The organism is Cellulosimicrobium funkei, assembly GCF_900155925.1.
Taxonomy (GTDB): domain Bacteria; phylum Actinomycetota; class Actinomycetes; order Actinomycetales; family Cellulomonadaceae; genus Cellulosimicrobium; species Cellulosimicrobium funkei.
Window position 1 is genome coordinate 25,952 of sequence record NZ_FTMI01000007.1, and the last position, 14,047, is coordinate 39,998.

Annotated in this window: 14 protein-coding genes; 12 read left to right on the top strand and 2 right to left on the bottom strand. The window is 74.0% G+C overall.

What is annotated here, in order from left to right:
* The first annotated feature begins 176 nt into the window (after positions 1-176).
* From nadC to mshA, 6 genes are all read left to right on the top strand, one after another.
* The gene (gene nadC / locus BXA05_RS16335; RefSeq protein ID WP_083711991.1) at positions 177-1,106 is read left to right on the top strand and encodes a carboxylating nicotinate-nucleotide diphosphorylase; all 930 of its coding nucleotides are present in this window, start codon (positions 177-179) and stop codon (positions 1,104-1,106) included.
* Between the two features lie 102 nt (positions 1,107-1,208).
* Positions 1,209-2,744, top strand: a complete 1,536-nt coding sequence (gene lysS, locus BXA05_RS16340) for a lysine--tRNA ligase (RefSeq protein ID WP_076406155.1) — start codon at positions 1,209-1,211, stop codon at positions 2,742-2,744.
* Between the two features lie 26 nt (positions 2,745-2,770).
* The gene (locus BXA05_RS16345) at positions 2,771-2,950 is read left to right on the top strand and encodes a hypothetical protein (RefSeq protein WP_021483783.1); all 180 of its coding nucleotides are present in this window, start codon (positions 2,771-2,773) and stop codon (positions 2,948-2,950) included.
* Positions 2,951-3,122: 172 nt separating this feature from the next.
* The gene (locus tag BXA05_RS16350) at positions 3,123-3,464 is read left to right on the top strand and encodes a histone-like nucleoid-structuring protein Lsr2 (protein WP_021483784.1); all 342 of its coding nucleotides are present in this window, start codon (positions 3,123-3,125) and stop codon (positions 3,462-3,464) included.
* Positions 3,465-3,579: 115 nt separating this feature from the next.
* Complete coding sequence (locus BXA05_RS16355; RefSeq protein WP_076406157.1) at positions 3,580-4,791, top strand: lactonase family protein; 1,212 nt, start codon at positions 3,580-3,582, stop codon at positions 4,789-4,791.
* A gap of 69 nt (positions 4,792-4,860) precedes the next feature.
* Positions 4,861-6,117 carry a D-inositol-3-phosphate glycosyltransferase gene (gene mshA / locus BXA05_RS16360; protein ID WP_076406330.1) on the top strand — a complete coding sequence of 419 codons (1,257 nt, stop codon included), beginning with the start codon at positions 4,861-4,863 and terminating at the stop codon, positions 6,115-6,117.
* Between the two features lie 31 nt (positions 6,118-6,148).
* Here mshA and BXA05_RS16365 read toward each other — a convergent pair whose 3' ends face one another.
* A complete protein-coding gene (locus BXA05_RS16365) occupies positions 6,149-6,589 on the bottom strand; it encodes a nitroreductase family deazaflavin-dependent oxidoreductase (RefSeq protein WP_061269058.1) in 441 nt (146 codons plus the stop codon).
* Between the two features lie 174 nt (positions 6,590-6,763).
* Between BXA05_RS16365 and BXA05_RS16370 the strand changes: the two genes are divergently transcribed.
* A complete protein-coding gene (locus BXA05_RS16370; protein WP_021482508.1) occupies positions 6,764-7,501 on the top strand; it encodes a phosphoglyceromutase in 738 nt (245 codons plus the stop codon).
* A 94-nt stretch (positions 7,502-7,595) separates the two neighbouring features.
* Here BXA05_RS16370 and phoU read toward each other — a convergent pair whose 3' ends face one another.
* Positions 7,596-8,279, bottom strand: coding sequence for a phosphate signaling complex protein PhoU (gene phoU, locus BXA05_RS16375; protein ID WP_021482507.1), 684 nt, complete (start codon positions 8,277-8,279; stop codon positions 7,596-7,598).
* Positions 8,280-8,498: 219 nt separating this feature from the next.
* Between phoU and BXA05_RS16380 the strand changes: the two genes are divergently transcribed.
* From BXA05_RS16380 to pstA, 5 genes are all read left to right on the top strand, one after another.
* Positions 8,499-9,806, top strand: coding sequence for a sensor histidine kinase (locus BXA05_RS16380; RefSeq protein ID WP_244550495.1), 1,308 nt, complete (start codon positions 8,499-8,501; stop codon positions 9,804-9,806).
* A complete protein-coding gene (locus BXA05_RS16385; protein WP_076406159.1) occupies positions 9,803-10,507 on the top strand; it encodes a response regulator transcription factor in 705 nt (234 codons plus the stop codon). Before BXA05_RS16380 ends, BXA05_RS16385 begins: the two co-directional genes overlap by 4 nt.
* Positions 10,508-10,785: 278 nt before the next feature.
* A complete protein-coding gene (pstS, locus tag BXA05_RS16390; protein WP_240696727.1) occupies positions 10,786-11,925 on the top strand; it encodes a phosphate ABC transporter substrate-binding protein PstS in 1,140 nt (379 codons plus the stop codon).
* Positions 11,926-12,025: 100 nt separating this feature from the next.
* Positions 12,026-13,051, top strand: a complete 1,026-nt coding sequence (gene pstC, locus BXA05_RS16395) for a phosphate ABC transporter permease subunit PstC (RefSeq protein WP_082774769.1) — start codon at positions 12,026-12,028, stop codon at positions 13,049-13,051.
* Positions 13,051-14,034, top strand: coding sequence for a phosphate ABC transporter permease PstA (gene pstA, locus BXA05_RS16400; RefSeq protein ID WP_021481980.1), 984 nt, complete (start codon positions 13,051-13,053; stop codon positions 14,032-14,034). The genes pstC and pstA overlap by 1 nt, the downstream gene beginning before the upstream one ends.
* The last annotated feature ends 13 nt before the right edge of the window (positions 14,035-14,047 follow it).

The following is a 14,047-nucleotide window of genomic DNA, read 5'->3' on the forward strand; positions in this document are numbered from 1 at the left end:
GTCCTGCACGATCGCGGTTCTGCGCGACGGCGTGAGCGGGCGGCGGCCGGGAGCCGCCGGGCACCGGCGCGCTGCGGGCACACGAGCGGATAGCGTGGGGGACCGTGAGCAGCCCTGCCGAGCCCGTGCCCGCCCGTCCCGCCGACGGCGGAGCGCCGCCCGCCGTCCCGTCCCGCGTGGAGCCGGGCCTCGACCCGGCGTGGATCGCCGAGACCGTCGCGCGGGCGCTCGACGAGGACCTGGGCCCCGTGCCCGGGCGCGACGTGACCACCCAGGCGACCGTGCCGGCGTCGGCCACCGGGACCGCGCACCTCGTGGCGCGCGCGGACGGGGTCGTCGCGGGCCTCGTGGTGGTCGAGGAGGTGACGCGACAGGTCGCTCAGCGGTTCGGCCTCCCGCCCGTCGAGGTGACGTTCGCCGCGTCCGACGGCGAGGCCGTGGGCCGCGGCCGCGTCCTGGCCGCGCTGACCGGCCCCGTCCAGGTGCTGCTCACGGCGGAGCGCACGCTGCTCAACCTCGCGAGCCGCGCGTCGGGCGTCGCGACGGCGACGCGCGCGTGGGCGCGCGAGCTCGCCGGCACCGGCGCCCAGGTGCTCGACACCCGCAAGACGACCCCCGGGCTGCGTGCGCTGGAGAAGTACGCGGTCCGCGCGGGCGGCGGCACGAACAAGCGCATGGGCCTGTACGACGTCGCGATGGTCAAGGACAACCACGTCGTGGCCGCGGGGTCGGTGAGCGCCGCGATCGAGGCGATCCGCAGCGCGTTCCCCGACGTGCTCGTGCAGGTCGAGGCCGACACCACGGCGCAGGCGCTCGAGGCGCTGTCGGCGGGCGCCGACTTCCTGCTCCTGGACAACATGCCGACGTCGGTGCTCGCCGACACGGTCGCGGCCGTGCGGGCGCGCGAGGGGACGGACGGCGTCCCGGCGAAGGTGGAGCTCGAGGCGACGGGCAACCTCACGCTGGACCGCGCGCGCGAGGTCGCGGGCACGGGCGTCGACTACCTGTCCGTCGGCGCGCTCACCCACTCGGCCCCGATCCTCGACCTCGCGCTCGACCTCCTCCCCACCCTCCCGCCGAGGGAGAGCCCCGGTCCCGCGAGGTAGAGCCCCGGTCCCGCGGGGTAGAGCCCTGGTCACGACCACGGCTCTACCCCGGCGGACCACGGCTCTCTCTCGGGGACGCGGGAGCGTCGGTAGAATCCAGGGGTGACCTCCCCCGCCGGAACCCCCTCTCCTGCCGTGCCCGAGCCCGAGGGCCACGTCGACGACGTGCCCGAGCAGATGCAGGTCCGCCGCGAGAAGCGCGAGCGGATCCTCGCGCGCGGCGACGAGCCCTACCCCGTCTCGGTGCCGCGCACGACCACGATCGCCGAGGTCCGTGCCGCGTACGCGCACCTGGAGACGGGCGAGGAGACGCAGGACGAGGTCGGCGTCGCCGGCCGCGTGGTGTACCTGCGCAACACCGGCAAGCTGTGCTTCGCCACGCTGCAGGACGGCGAGGGGAACCGCCTGCAGGTCATGCTCAGCCAGGCCGTGGTCGGGGAAGAGTCGCTCGCGGCGTTCAAGTCCGACGTCGACCTCGGCGACCACCTGTTCGCGCACGGCCGCGTCATCAGCTCGCGCCGCGGCGAGCTGAGCGTGTTCGCGGACGCGTGGCAGATCGCCGCGAAGGCGCTGCGTCCCCTCCCGGTGCTCCACAAGGAGCTCTCGGAGGAGGCGCGCGTGCGCCAGCGCTACGTCGACCTCATCGCCCGCCCGGCTGCACGCGACACCGTGCGCCTGCGCGCCGCCGTCGTGCGCTCGATCCGCGAGAACTTCTGGGAGCGCGGTTTCGTCGAGGTCGAGACCCCGATGCTCCAGACGCGTCCGGAGGGTGCCGCCGCGCGCCAGTTCGAGACGCACATGAATGCGTTCGACATCGACCTGTTCCTGCGCATCGCGCCCGAGCTGTTCCTCAAGCGCGCGGCCGTCGGCGGCGTCGAGAAGGTGTTCGAGATCAACCGCAACTTCCGCAACGAGGGCGTGGACTCCACGCACTCGCCGGAATTCGCGATGCTCGAGGCGTACGAGGCCTACGGCGACTACGACACGATGGCCGTGCTCACCCAGAACCTCGTCCAGCGCGCCGCGCAGGACGCTCTCGGCACGACGCTCGTGACGCTCGCCGACGGCACGGAGTACGACCTTGGCGGGGAATGGACCCAGCTGAAGATGTACGACTCGCTCTCGGACGCGCTGGGCGAGCACATCACCCCCGAGACGTCGGTCGAGACGCTGCGGGCGTTCGCGGACAAGCACGAGCTCTCCTTCGACCCGAAGAACGTCAATCACGGAAAGCTCGTCGAAGGCCTGTGGGAGCACCTCGTGGGAGACCACCTGGTGGCACCCACGTTCGTGCGGGACTTCCCGGTCGAGACCTCGCCGCTGACGCGCGACCACCGCACGGTGCGCGGGCAGGTCGAGAAGTGGGACCTCTACGTGCGCGGCGTCGAGCTCGCGACGGCGTACTCCGAGCTCGTGGACCCGGTGGTCCAGCGGCAGCGGTTCGAGGCGCAGGCCCTGCTCGCCGCGGCCGGTGACGAGGAGGCCATGCGCATCGACGAGGACTTCCTCACCGCGATGGAGTACGCGATGCCCCCGTCCGGCGGGATGGGCCTGGGCATCGACCGCCTGCTCATGGCGCTCACCGGTCTCGGCATCCGCGAGACCATCCTCTTCCCGCTCGTGAAGCCCGCGCAGTAGCGCGGCCGAGAACTAGGACCGACAGCATGGACATCTGGCCCACCCTCGCGGCGCTGATCCCGTCGATCGGCGTCGGCGTGCTCTTCTATGTCGCGATGCGCGCGATCGTGCGCGCGGACCGCAACGAGCGCGCCGCGCTGGCGCGCCTGGACGCGGAACAGGAATCCGCCGCGCGCGGGAATGCTGCTCCCGCGCACGACTCCTGATCTCCGCGGAAGGCCGTCGGGCGGCGTCCCGAAATGATGGACCGCCGTCCAAGAATTGCCCGTCAGGTACGGCGCGCACGTTCCGTCGGCGCGGCGTGTTCAATTGACCCTCGCCATTCGCGGTGGCATCCTGACGACGACAGCAATTCCTGTGAAGCGTGAGGAAACCACAGTGGCCCAGAAAGTCCAGGTAATTCTCGTCGACGATCTCGACGGGGGTGCGGCCGACGAGACCGTCACGTTCGCACTCGACGGCGTCTCCTACGAGATCGACCTCAGCACGAAGAATGCCCAAGAGCTGCGCGACGCCTTTGCCTCGTGGGTCGGCAACGCGCGCAAGGTCTCGTCCCGCACGAGCTCGGCCCGGCCGGCCCGCCGCAGCGGCGGCGGTCGTTCGTCCGGCTCGGCCCGTGCGACCGAGGTCCGCGAGTGGGCCCGTGCCAACGGCTACACGGTCAACGACCGCGGGCGCATCTCCCAGGAGATCCAGACCGCGTACGACGCCGCGCACTGACGCGTCGTCTCATCGAGCACCGGGGCGCCCGGCCGACGACACGTCGGCCGGGCGCCCTTCTCGTGCGCCGGGGCGCTCGTGCCGAGCCGCCCGCGCGGAGAACTAGGCTCGGGGCATGACCTCCGCGACCCGCGCCCTCTGGATCGGCACCTACCCGCACCCGAGCGGCGCGGAGGGCGTGTGGCGCGTCGAGCTCGACGTCGACCCGGCCGCGGGCACCGGCTCCTTCGGGGGCGGCACGCTCGCCGCCGCGTCGGGGTCGCCGTCGTTCCTGGCGCTCGACGGCGACACGCTCTACGCGGTGGGGGAGACGGAGGCCGGCTCGGTCGCGGCGTTCGCCGTCGGGCCCGACGGCGCCCTCACCCCCCGGGGTGGCCCGGTCGCCACGGGCGGCTCGTACCCGTGCCACGTCGCCGTGAGCGGTGACGTGCTCGTCGCCAACTACGGCGACGGCGTCCTCACGGTCGTGCCGACGACGGACGACGGCGCGTTCGAGGGGACCGCGCCCGACGCCGGCCCGCGCCGGCAGGGGCACGCGGGGACCGGCCCGGTCGCCGACCGCCAGGAGGGGCCGCACGCGCACTTCGTCGCGCCCCTCGCGCACCTCGGCGCGGCGGACGACGGCAGCGGCGCGGTGCTCGTCGTCGACCTCGGCACCGACGAGCTGCGCCGGCACGACCCGGCCGCGCCCGACGGCTCGACGGCCCGCGTCGTCGCGACCTTCCCGCCCGGCACGGGCCCGCGCCACCTCGCGGCGCTGCCGTCGGGGCACCTCGTCGTCGTCGGCGAGCTGGACCCGGCGCTGTTCCTGCTCTCCCCGGTGGACGGGCCGGACGGCGTGCGCACGTACGACGTCGTCGCGCGCTACGACGTCACGCACGCCGCGGCTCCGGCCGACGGCGGGAACTACCCCTCGCACGTCGCGGTCACGGCGGACGGCACGCGCGTCCTCGCCGCGGTGCGCGGCGCCGACGTGCTCGCGGTGCACGCGGTCGAGCCGGGGCCGGACGGCGGCGTGCCCACGCTGCGCCACCTCGCCGACTCGCCCGTGGGCGGCGCGTGGCCGCGCCACTTCGCGATCCTCGGGGTCGCGACCGGCGCGGGGTCGGCCGCCGAGACCGACCAGGGGGACGTCGTCGCGCCGCTGCACGACCTCGTCGTCGTGGCGAACCAGAACGACGACCCGCTCGTCGAGCGGCCCGCCGCGGCCGGCCCGGACGCCCCGACGTCGAACCTCGCGCTCCTGCGCGTGCGCCGCTCGGACGGCGCCGCCCAGGTGCTCGACGTGCTCGCGCTCCCGGCCCCGGCGTGCGTCGTGGAGGCCTGACTCGCCGTGACGACGCTCGACCTGCCGGGCGGAACCGCCCCCGCCCCGTCGGACCCGCTGCGGGTCGCGATGCTCTCGGTGCACACGTCGCCGCTCGACCAGCCGGGCACCGGCGACGCGGGCGGCATGAACGTGTACGTCACCGAGCTCGCGCACGCGCTCGCGCGCCGCGGCACGCAGGTCGAGATCTTCACGCGCGCGACGGCGTCGAGCCAGCCGCCCGTGGTCGAGGTGTCCGACGGCGTGACGGTGCGCCACGTCGCCGCCGGGCCCTTCGAGGGGCTCGACAAGAACGACCTCCCGGGCCAGCTCTGCGCGTTCACGGCCGGGGTGCTCCGGGCCGAGGCCCGGCATCGCGAGGGCTGGTACGACGTCGTGCACACGCACTACTGGCTCTCGGGGCAGGTCGGGTGGCTCGCCGCCGACCGCTGGGACGTCCCGCTCGTCCACACCATGCACACGCTCGCGCGCGTGAAGAACGCGGCGCTCGCACCGGGCGACGCGCCCGAGCCGCTCGGGCGCATCATCGGCGAGGAGCAGGTCGTCGCGGAGGCGGACGCGCTCGTCGCCAGCACGGACGCGGAGGCGCAGGACCTCGTGCGCGACTACGCGGCCGACCCGGCGCGCGTGCACGTGGTGCCGCCGGGCGTCGATCTCGAGCTGTTCTCCCCGGCGCCGGGCGCCACGACCGGCGACGCCCGGGCGCGCCGCGAGCGGCGGCGCGCGCTGCGGGCCGACCTGGCCCTGCCGGCGGACGGCGGCCTCGTCCTCTTCGCCGGGCGCGTGCAGCCGCTCAAGGGCCCGGACGTGCTCGTCCGGGCGCTCGGCGTCCTCGCCGCGCGCGGGGTGCCCGTGCCGACGCTCGTCGTGCTCGGCGGCCCCAGCGGCCGCCCGACGGCGGTCCGCGAGCTCGAGGCCCTCGCCTACCAGGTGGGCGTGAGCGACCGGCTCGTCGTGCGCCCGCCCGTCCCGCGCGACGAGCTCGTGCGCTGGTACCGGGCGGCCGACGTCGTCGCGGTCCCCTCGCACAACGAGACGTTCGGGCTCGTCGCGGCCGAGGCTGAGGCGAGCGGCACGCCCGTGGTCGCGGCCGCCGTCGGCGGGCTGCGGACCGTGGTGGAGGACCAGGTCTCCGGCGTCCTCGTGCCCGACCACGACCCGGCGACCTGGGCGCGCGTCCTCGCGGACCTGCTCGCCGACGACGCCCGCCTCGCGACCCTCGGCGAGGGCGCCCGACGCGCGGGGGAGCGGTTCGGGTGGGACGTCGCGGCGGTCCGCATGCTCGACGTCTACGCGCAGGCGCGCAAGGTCCGCGCGGCGCGCTGACCGCGCGGACCGGCACGGGCCGCGCGGCGGGTCAGTCGCTCGCGCGCTCCAGCACGAGGACGGGGATCTCCCGCGACGTCTTCTCCTGGTAGTCGGCGTACGGCGGGTAGGCCGCGACCGCGCGCTCCCACCACAGCGCCTTCTCCTCGCCGTGGACCTCGCGCGCGACGTAGTCGTGGCGCTCGGGACCGTCCTGCAGCTCGACCCGCGGGTGCGCGAGCACGTTGAGGTACCAGACCGGGTGCTTCGGCGCGCCGCCGAGCGACGCGACGACTGCGTACGCGCCGTCGTGCTCGACCCGCATGAGCGGGGTCTTGCGGACCTTCCCGCTGCGGCGCCCGAGCGTCGTGAGGACGACGACGGGCATCCCGTTCATGGTCGTGCTGCGCGTCCCGCCGGACGACTCGTAGGCCTCCGCCTGCTCGCGGGACCAGGTGCTCGGGCTCGGTGCGTACTCTCCGTCGATCGGCATGCGGGAGAGAACGTGCGCGGCGGCGCGCTGATTCCCGGCCGCGCCCCCGGCCGTGGCGCGGCGCTGCTCGGGCGGCCCGGGACGGCCGGACCTTCGTCCCACGCCGCGCGGCGACGGTCACCACCACGTGGGACGCGCGTGCCGCGGCGCCGGGCCGTGCGGCAGGATGGAGGCATGACCTACACCCTCGTGCTGCTCCGCCACGGCGAGAGCGAATGGAACGCCAAGAACCTGTTCACCGGCTGGGTGGACGTCGCCCTGTCGGAGAAGGGCACCGAGGAGGCGAAGCGCGGCGGTCAGCTCCTCACGGAGGCCGGCGTCCTGCCCGACGTCGTGCACACCTCGCTCCTGCGCCGCGCCATCACGACGGCGAACCTCGCGCTCGACGCGGCCGACCGCCACTGGATCCCCGTGAAGCGGTCGTGGCGCCTCAACGAGCGGCACTACGGTGCGCTCCAGGGCAAGAACAAGAAGCAGACGCTCGAGGAGTTCGGCGAGGAGCAGTTCATGCTCTGGCGCCGCTCCTACGACGTCCCGCCGCCCGAGATCGAGCTCGGCTCCGAGTTCTCGCAGGACACCGACCCGCGCTACGCCGACGCCCCCGTCGTGCGCACCGAGTGCCTCAAGGACGTGCTCGAGCGCGCCCTGCCGTACTGGGACGGCGAGGTCGTCCCCGACCTCAAGGCGGGCAAGACCGTGCTGGTCGCCGCGCACGGCAACTCGCTGCGCGCGATCGTCAAGCACCTCGACGGCATCTCCGACGAGGACATCGCCGCGCTCAACATCCCGACCGGCATCCCGCTGCTCTACGAGCTCGACGAGGACCTCAAGCCCGTCACGAAGGGCGGCCGCTACCTCGACCCCGAGGCCGCCGCCGAGGCCGCCGCGGCGGTCGCGAACCAGGGCCGCTGACCGGCCCCACCCCCCCGCACGACCGTGGCCCGTCCGGAGATCCGGACGGGCCACGGTCGTCTGCGTCGGTCGAGCGGGTGCTCCCGGCGGCGGGTCAGGCGGTCGCGCGCGTCGTGCCCGCCGGGGCACCGCGGTCGTCGGCGAACTCGCCGGTCACGAGGTACGTGACGCGCTTGGCGATCGACACCCCGTGGTCGCCGAAGCGCTCGTAGTAGCGGCCCACGAGCGTGACGTCGACAGTCTCCTGCGGCGTGCCCGTCCACGTGCCGTCGAGCAGCGCGCTGAACGTGTCCTGGTGCAGCTTGTCGAGCAGGTCGTCGTCACGCTCGATGTTCGCGGCGACGGTGAGGTCGCGCGTCGTGAGGAGCGTGGTCGTGCGCCGCGCGACGCGGACGGCCGCGTCGTGCATCTGCTCGAACGTGCGGTGCAGCGACGGCTCGATCGCGCGGCCGGGGTAGCGGCCGCGCGCGACCTGCGCGATGTGGCGCGCGAGGTCGCCCATGCGCTCCAGGGTGGCGCTCATGCGCAGCGCGCTGACGACGACCCGCAGGTCGGTCGCGACGGGCTGCTGCTGCGCGAGCAGCAGCACGCAGCGCTCGTCGAGCTCGCGCTCGAGGGCGTCGATCGTGTGGTCGTCGCCGATCACCGACTGCGCGAGCTGCAGGTCCGCCGTGAGGAGCGCCTGCCCGGCGCGGTTCACGGCCGACTCCACCAGCCGGCTCATCTCGGCCAGGTCGTCGCCGACCTGCTTCAGCTCGGCCTCGAAGATCTCCCGCATCGCTTCCCTCTCGTCGTGACCGGTCGGTCCGGTCCGTGACGGCGTGCGCCCCGACGCGCCGGGAGGCGCCCGGGCACGCCGTCGGCTCCTGACACGCTCGCAGGCGTGGTCGACCGGCCGGTGAACACCAGTGCGCCGTCAGGTGAACTCTTGGCGGCTCGGGCCCGCCCAAGGTCCGGTGGGGCCGGGAGGGAGCGTGCGCGACCGTACGCTGGACGGGTGCAAGCCGAGAGTCTGATCGAGGGCGTGACCGTGCTGCTCGCCGGTGTCGTGGGCATCGTCGTCGGCGTGATCGCCGCGATCGCGTTCCGCGTGAGCGAGCGGCAGCAGCGCGCCGCGCGCGAGGAGACCGCGCCGGAGCTCGACGAGGGACTCGTCCGGGTGCTGGCCGTGCTGCGGTCCGCCGCCGTCGTGCTCGACGGCGAGGGGGAGGTCGTGCGGGCCAGCCCGCCCGCGTACGCGCTGGGGGTCGTGCGCGGCGACGCGATCGCGCACGCCGCGATCCGCGACATGATCGACGACGTGCGCCGGGACGGCGTGATCCGCGACGAGGAGCTCGAGCTCCCGCGCGGCCCCGTCGGCCGGGGCACGGTGATGCTCCAGGTGCGCGTGGCCCAGGTGGGCCCGCACCACGTGCTCGTGCTCGCGGAGGACCGGACGGAGGCGCGGCGCGTCGAGGCGATCCGCCGCGACTTCGTCGTCAACGTGTCCCACGAGCTGAAGACGCCGGTGGGCGCGCTCGCGCTGCTCGCGGAGACGGTCCAGGACGCCGCGGACGACCCGGTGGCGGTGCGCCGGTTCGCCGCGCGCATGCAGTCGGAGGCGACGCGCCTGTCCGCGCTCGTCCAGGAGATCATCGAGCTGTCGCGGCTCCAGGTCGCGGGAGCCCTGCAGGAGGTGACGGTCGTGCCGGTGCGCGGCGTGGTCGAGGAGGCCGTCGACCGCGCCCGCACGACCGCGCAGGGCAAGGGCATCGTGCTCACGACGGGCGGCGAGCTGGACGCCGCGGTCTACGGCGACCACAACCTGCTCGTCACCGCGGTGCGCAACCTCCTCGACAACGCGGTCGCCTACTCGGGCGAGAACACGCGCGTCGGCGTCGGCGTGACGCGGTCGGGCGACCTCGTCGAGATCGCCGTCGTGGACCAGGGCATCGGGATCGCGGCCGACGAGCAGGCGCGGGTCTTCGAGCGGTTCTACCGCGTCGACCCGGCGCGCTCGCGCGACACCGGGGGCACCGGCCTCGGGCTGAGCATCGTCAAGCACGTCGCCGCCGACCACGGCGGCGAGGTGACGATGTGGTCCGAGCCGGGCCGCGGGTCGACCTTCACGCTCCGCATCCCGGCGGCGAACGTCCCGGCCGCGCGGACGCGCGGCGCGGTGACCGACCGGGTGGCGGAGCAGGCACCCGACGGGCACGCGACGGAGGGTCGCGCACCGGACGAGCACGAGCGTGTGCCGCACGAGCACGCGTCGGACGACGGCGCCCCGGACGCGGGCGCACCGAACAAGGAGGTAGGCGCGTGACGCGCATCCTGGTGGTGGAGGACGAGGAGTCGTACCGCGACCCGCTGACGTACCAGCTGCGGCGCGAGGGCTTCGACGTCGTCGAGGCGGCGACGGGCACGGAGGCGCTGGAGCGGTACGACGCCGACGGCGCGGACCTCGTCCTGCTCGACCTCATGCTCCCCGGCCTGAGCGGCACGGAGGTGTGCCGGGAGCTGCGCCAGCGCGGCGACGTCCCCGTCATCATGCTCACGGCGAAGGACTCGGAGATCGACAAGGTCGTGGGCCTGGAGCTGGGCGCGGACGACTACGTGACCAAGCCGTACTCGTTCCGCGAGCTGCTCGCGCGCGTGCGCGCCGTGCTGCGGCGCAAGGGCGGGGAGGCCGGCGCCGAACCGGTCGCGGAGAGCGCGCTCGAGGTCGGTCCCGTCCGCATGGACGTCGAGCGGCACACCGTGAGCGTGGACGGCGAGGTCGTGCCGTTCCCGCTCAAGGAGTTCGAGCTCCTCGAGCTGCTCCTGCGCAACGCCGGTCGCGTGCTCACGCGCGGGCAGCTCATCGACCGGGTGTGGGGCACGGACTACGTGGGGGACACCAAGACCCTCGACGTCCACGTCAAGCGCATCCGGTCGAAGATCGAGCCCGAGCCCGCGAGCCCGCGCTACCTCCTCACGGTGCGGGGCCTCGGCTACAAGATCGCCGACGGCGTCGGGCAGGCCTGACCCGGCGGTCCCGTCCGGCACGGACGACCGGCGGACGACCGGCACGGCTGCCGGTACGACGACGGCCCCGGCGCGTCCCTCGCGGACGCGCCGGGGCCGTCGTCGTCCGACGCCGCGGGGCCCGCCGCGCGAGCCGGCAGCCCGGCACGGAAGGTCTGTGCACTGTTCATCCGTCGTTCACCCGCTCTCGGGGAACGCGTCACCCGGCGCTCCTAGCGTCGGGATCGTCACCGGCGCTCGCTGGTGGCACGAGACGCGTGAACAGGATGGAACGAAGAGTGAAGCTCAGCCGATTCTCCCGTGCAGGATCCGCCGTCGCGGTCGGCGCGCTCGCCCTGACCCTCGCCGCGTGCGGGTCGGACGACCCCGTCGGCGGCGCCGACGGCTCCACCGGCGGTTCCTCCGAGGGCTCGTCCGAGACCGCGAGCGACCTCAGCGGTGAGCTCAACGGTGCGGGCGCGAGCTCGCAGGAGTCCGCGATGGAGGCGTGGCGCGCCGGGTTCCAGAGCGCGAACCCCGACGTCACGGTCAACTACGACCCGGTCGGCTCCGGCGGCGGCCGCACCCAGTTCCTCGAGGGCGGCGTCGCGTTCGCCGGCTCCGACGCGGTGCTCAAGGAGGAGGAGATCACCCAGTCGCAGGCCGTGTGCGGCCCCGACGGCGCGATCGACCTCCCCGTCTACGTCAGCCCGATCGCGATCATCTACAACCTGCCGGACGTCGCCGAGCTGAACCTCGCCCCGGCCACGATCGCGGGCATCTTCAACGGCACCATCACGCAGTGGAACGCGCCGGAGATCGCCGCCGACAACCCCGACGCGACGCTCCCCGACGTGGCGATCACGCCCGTCCACCGCTCCGACGAGTCGGGCACCACCGAGAACTTCACCGAGTACCTCGCCGCGACCGCGGGCGACGCGTGGGGCCACGAGCCGAGCGGCGACTGGCCGACGCAGGGCGGCGAGTCCGCGCAGGGCACGTCCGGCGTCGTGCAGACCGTCCAGGGCGGCGAGGGCACGATCGGCTACGCCGACGCCTCGAAGGCCGGCGACCTCGGCACCGCGAAGATCAAGGTCGGCGAGGAGTGGGTCGCCTACTCCCCGGAGGCCGCGGCCAAGGTCGTCGACGCGTCGCCGCGCGTCGAGGGCCGGCACGAGCACGACATCGCGGTCGAGCTGGACCGCACCACGACCGAGGCCGGCGCCTACCCGCTGGTGCTCGTCTCGTACGCGGTGGCGTGCCTCAACTACGAGGACGAGGCGACGGGCGACCTCGTCAAGGCGTTCCTCACCTACGTCTCGAGCGAGGAGGGTCAGTCGGCCTCCGCGTCGGCCGCGGGCAGCGCGCCGATCTCGGAGGACCTGCGCACGGACGTCCACGCGGCCGTCGAGGCCATCACGGTCGGCGCCGCCGGCTGACGACCGCCGGGCGCCGGGGGGCGGCGGGGCCTGCGGGCCCCGTCGCCCCCGACCCGCGACCAGACCGTACGCCGCAGGACAGCACACCGGGAGCACGAGAGTGACCACCACAGCCCCACCCACGACGCCGGGCCCCGCGCCGGGCGGCTCGTCCGAGCCCGTGCGACGCGCGGGCACCTCGCGCCGCCGCGCCCGCAACAGCGACCGTGGTGTGAACCGCGCGTTCCGCTGGACCGCGACGGGCGCCGGCGCGCTCATCCTCGCCGTGCTGGCCGCGGTCGCGATCTTCCTGCTGCTGCGGGCGTGGCCCGCGCTCAGCGCGGGCGGGGCCGAGCTGAGCGAGCAGGTCGCGTGGTTCCCCGAGGGCGCGTCGCTGCTGTCGTTCGTGGGGCCGCTGATCTTCGGCACGCTGCTCGCGGCGGCGCTCTCGCTCGTGCTCGCGACACCCGTCGCGATGGGCATCGCGCTGTTCATCTCCCACTACGCGCCCCGCCGGCTCGCCTCGACCCTGGGCTACGTCGTCGACCTGCTCGCGGCGATCCCCAGCGTCGTCTACGGCCTGTGGGGCTCGCTCGTCCTCCCGCCGGTCGTCGTGCCGGTGTGGTCCTGGCTCGCCGACACCCTCGGGTGGTTCCCGCTCTTCGCCGGCCCGGCGTCGCCGACCGGTCGCGTCCTGCTCACCGTCGCGCTCGTGCTCGCCGTGATGATCCTGCCGATCATCACGGCCGTGAGCCGCGAGGTGTTCCTCCAGACGCCGAAGCTCCACGAGGAGGCCGCGCTCGCCCTCGGTGCGACGCGCTGGGAGATGATCCGCACCGCGGTCATCCCGTTCGGGCGGTCGGGCGTCATCTCGGCCGCGATGCTCGGCCTCGGGCGCGCGCTCGGCGAGACGATGGCCGTGCTCATGATCCTCTCGCCCGGGCTCCTCTACTCGTTCAAGATCCTGCAGGCGGGGCAGCAGCAGACGATCGCCGCGAACATCGCGGCGGACTTCCCCGAGGCGAACCCGCTCGGGGTGAGCGCCCTCATCGCGACGGGCCTCGCGCTGTTCGTCATCACCCTGCTCGTCAACATGGGCGCCCGCGCGATCGTCGCGCGGCGCAAGGACTTCTCGGGAGCCAACTGATGAGCGCCCTCAGCACCAGCCCCGCGCGCGGGGCCTCCGCACCGGACCCGGAGCGCACCGCGTCCGTGCGTGCGCTCCTGCGCGGCGCGGACGCCGGACGTCGCCGCAAGGACCGCACCATGACGGTCCTCATGTGGGGCGCGTTCGCCCTCGCGATGGTGCCTCTCGTGTCCGTCGCGTGGACCGTCGTCGTGCACGGCATGGAGCGGTTCGACGTCTACTTCCTCACGCACTCCATGCGCGGCGTCTTCGGCGGCATGGACGCGGGCGGCATCTACCACGCGATCCTCGGCACGCTCCTCATCACCCTCGGCGCCGCGGTGATCTCGGTGCCGATCGGCCTGCTCGCCGCGATCTACCTCGTCGAGTACGGGCGCGGGCCGCTCGCGCGCGCGGTGACGTTCTTCGTCGACGTCATGACCGGCATCCCGTCGATCGTCGCGGGCCTCTTCGCGTACGCGCTCTTCGCGGTGCTGTTCGGGCCGGGGGTGCGCATGGGCATCGTCGGCTCGGTCGCGCTGTCCGTCCTCATGATCCCGGTCGTCGTGCGCTCGTGCGAGGAGATGCTCCGGCTCGTGCCGAACGAGCTGCGCGAGGCCGCCTACGCGCTCGGCGTGCCCAAGTGGCTCACGGTCGTGCGGGTCGTGCTCCGCACGTCGATCGCCGGCATCACGACGGGCGTCATGCTCGCCGTCGCGCGCGTCATCGGCGAGACGGCGCCGCTCCTCATCACGGTCGGCGTCGTCGACTCGATCAACGGCAACCTCTTCGAGGGCCGCATGATGACGCTCCCGGTGTACGTCTACCGGCAGTACAGCCAGGGCCTGGTGCCCTGCAGCAACGTCACCGACGCCGTGTGCCTCCCCGACATCAACTACGACCGGGCCTGGGCGGCCGCCCTGACGCTGATCCTCATCGTCATGCTGCTCAACCTCGTCGGGCGACTCGTCACCCGCTGGTTCGCGCCCAAGACCCTCCGCTAGAACAGGACAGCCC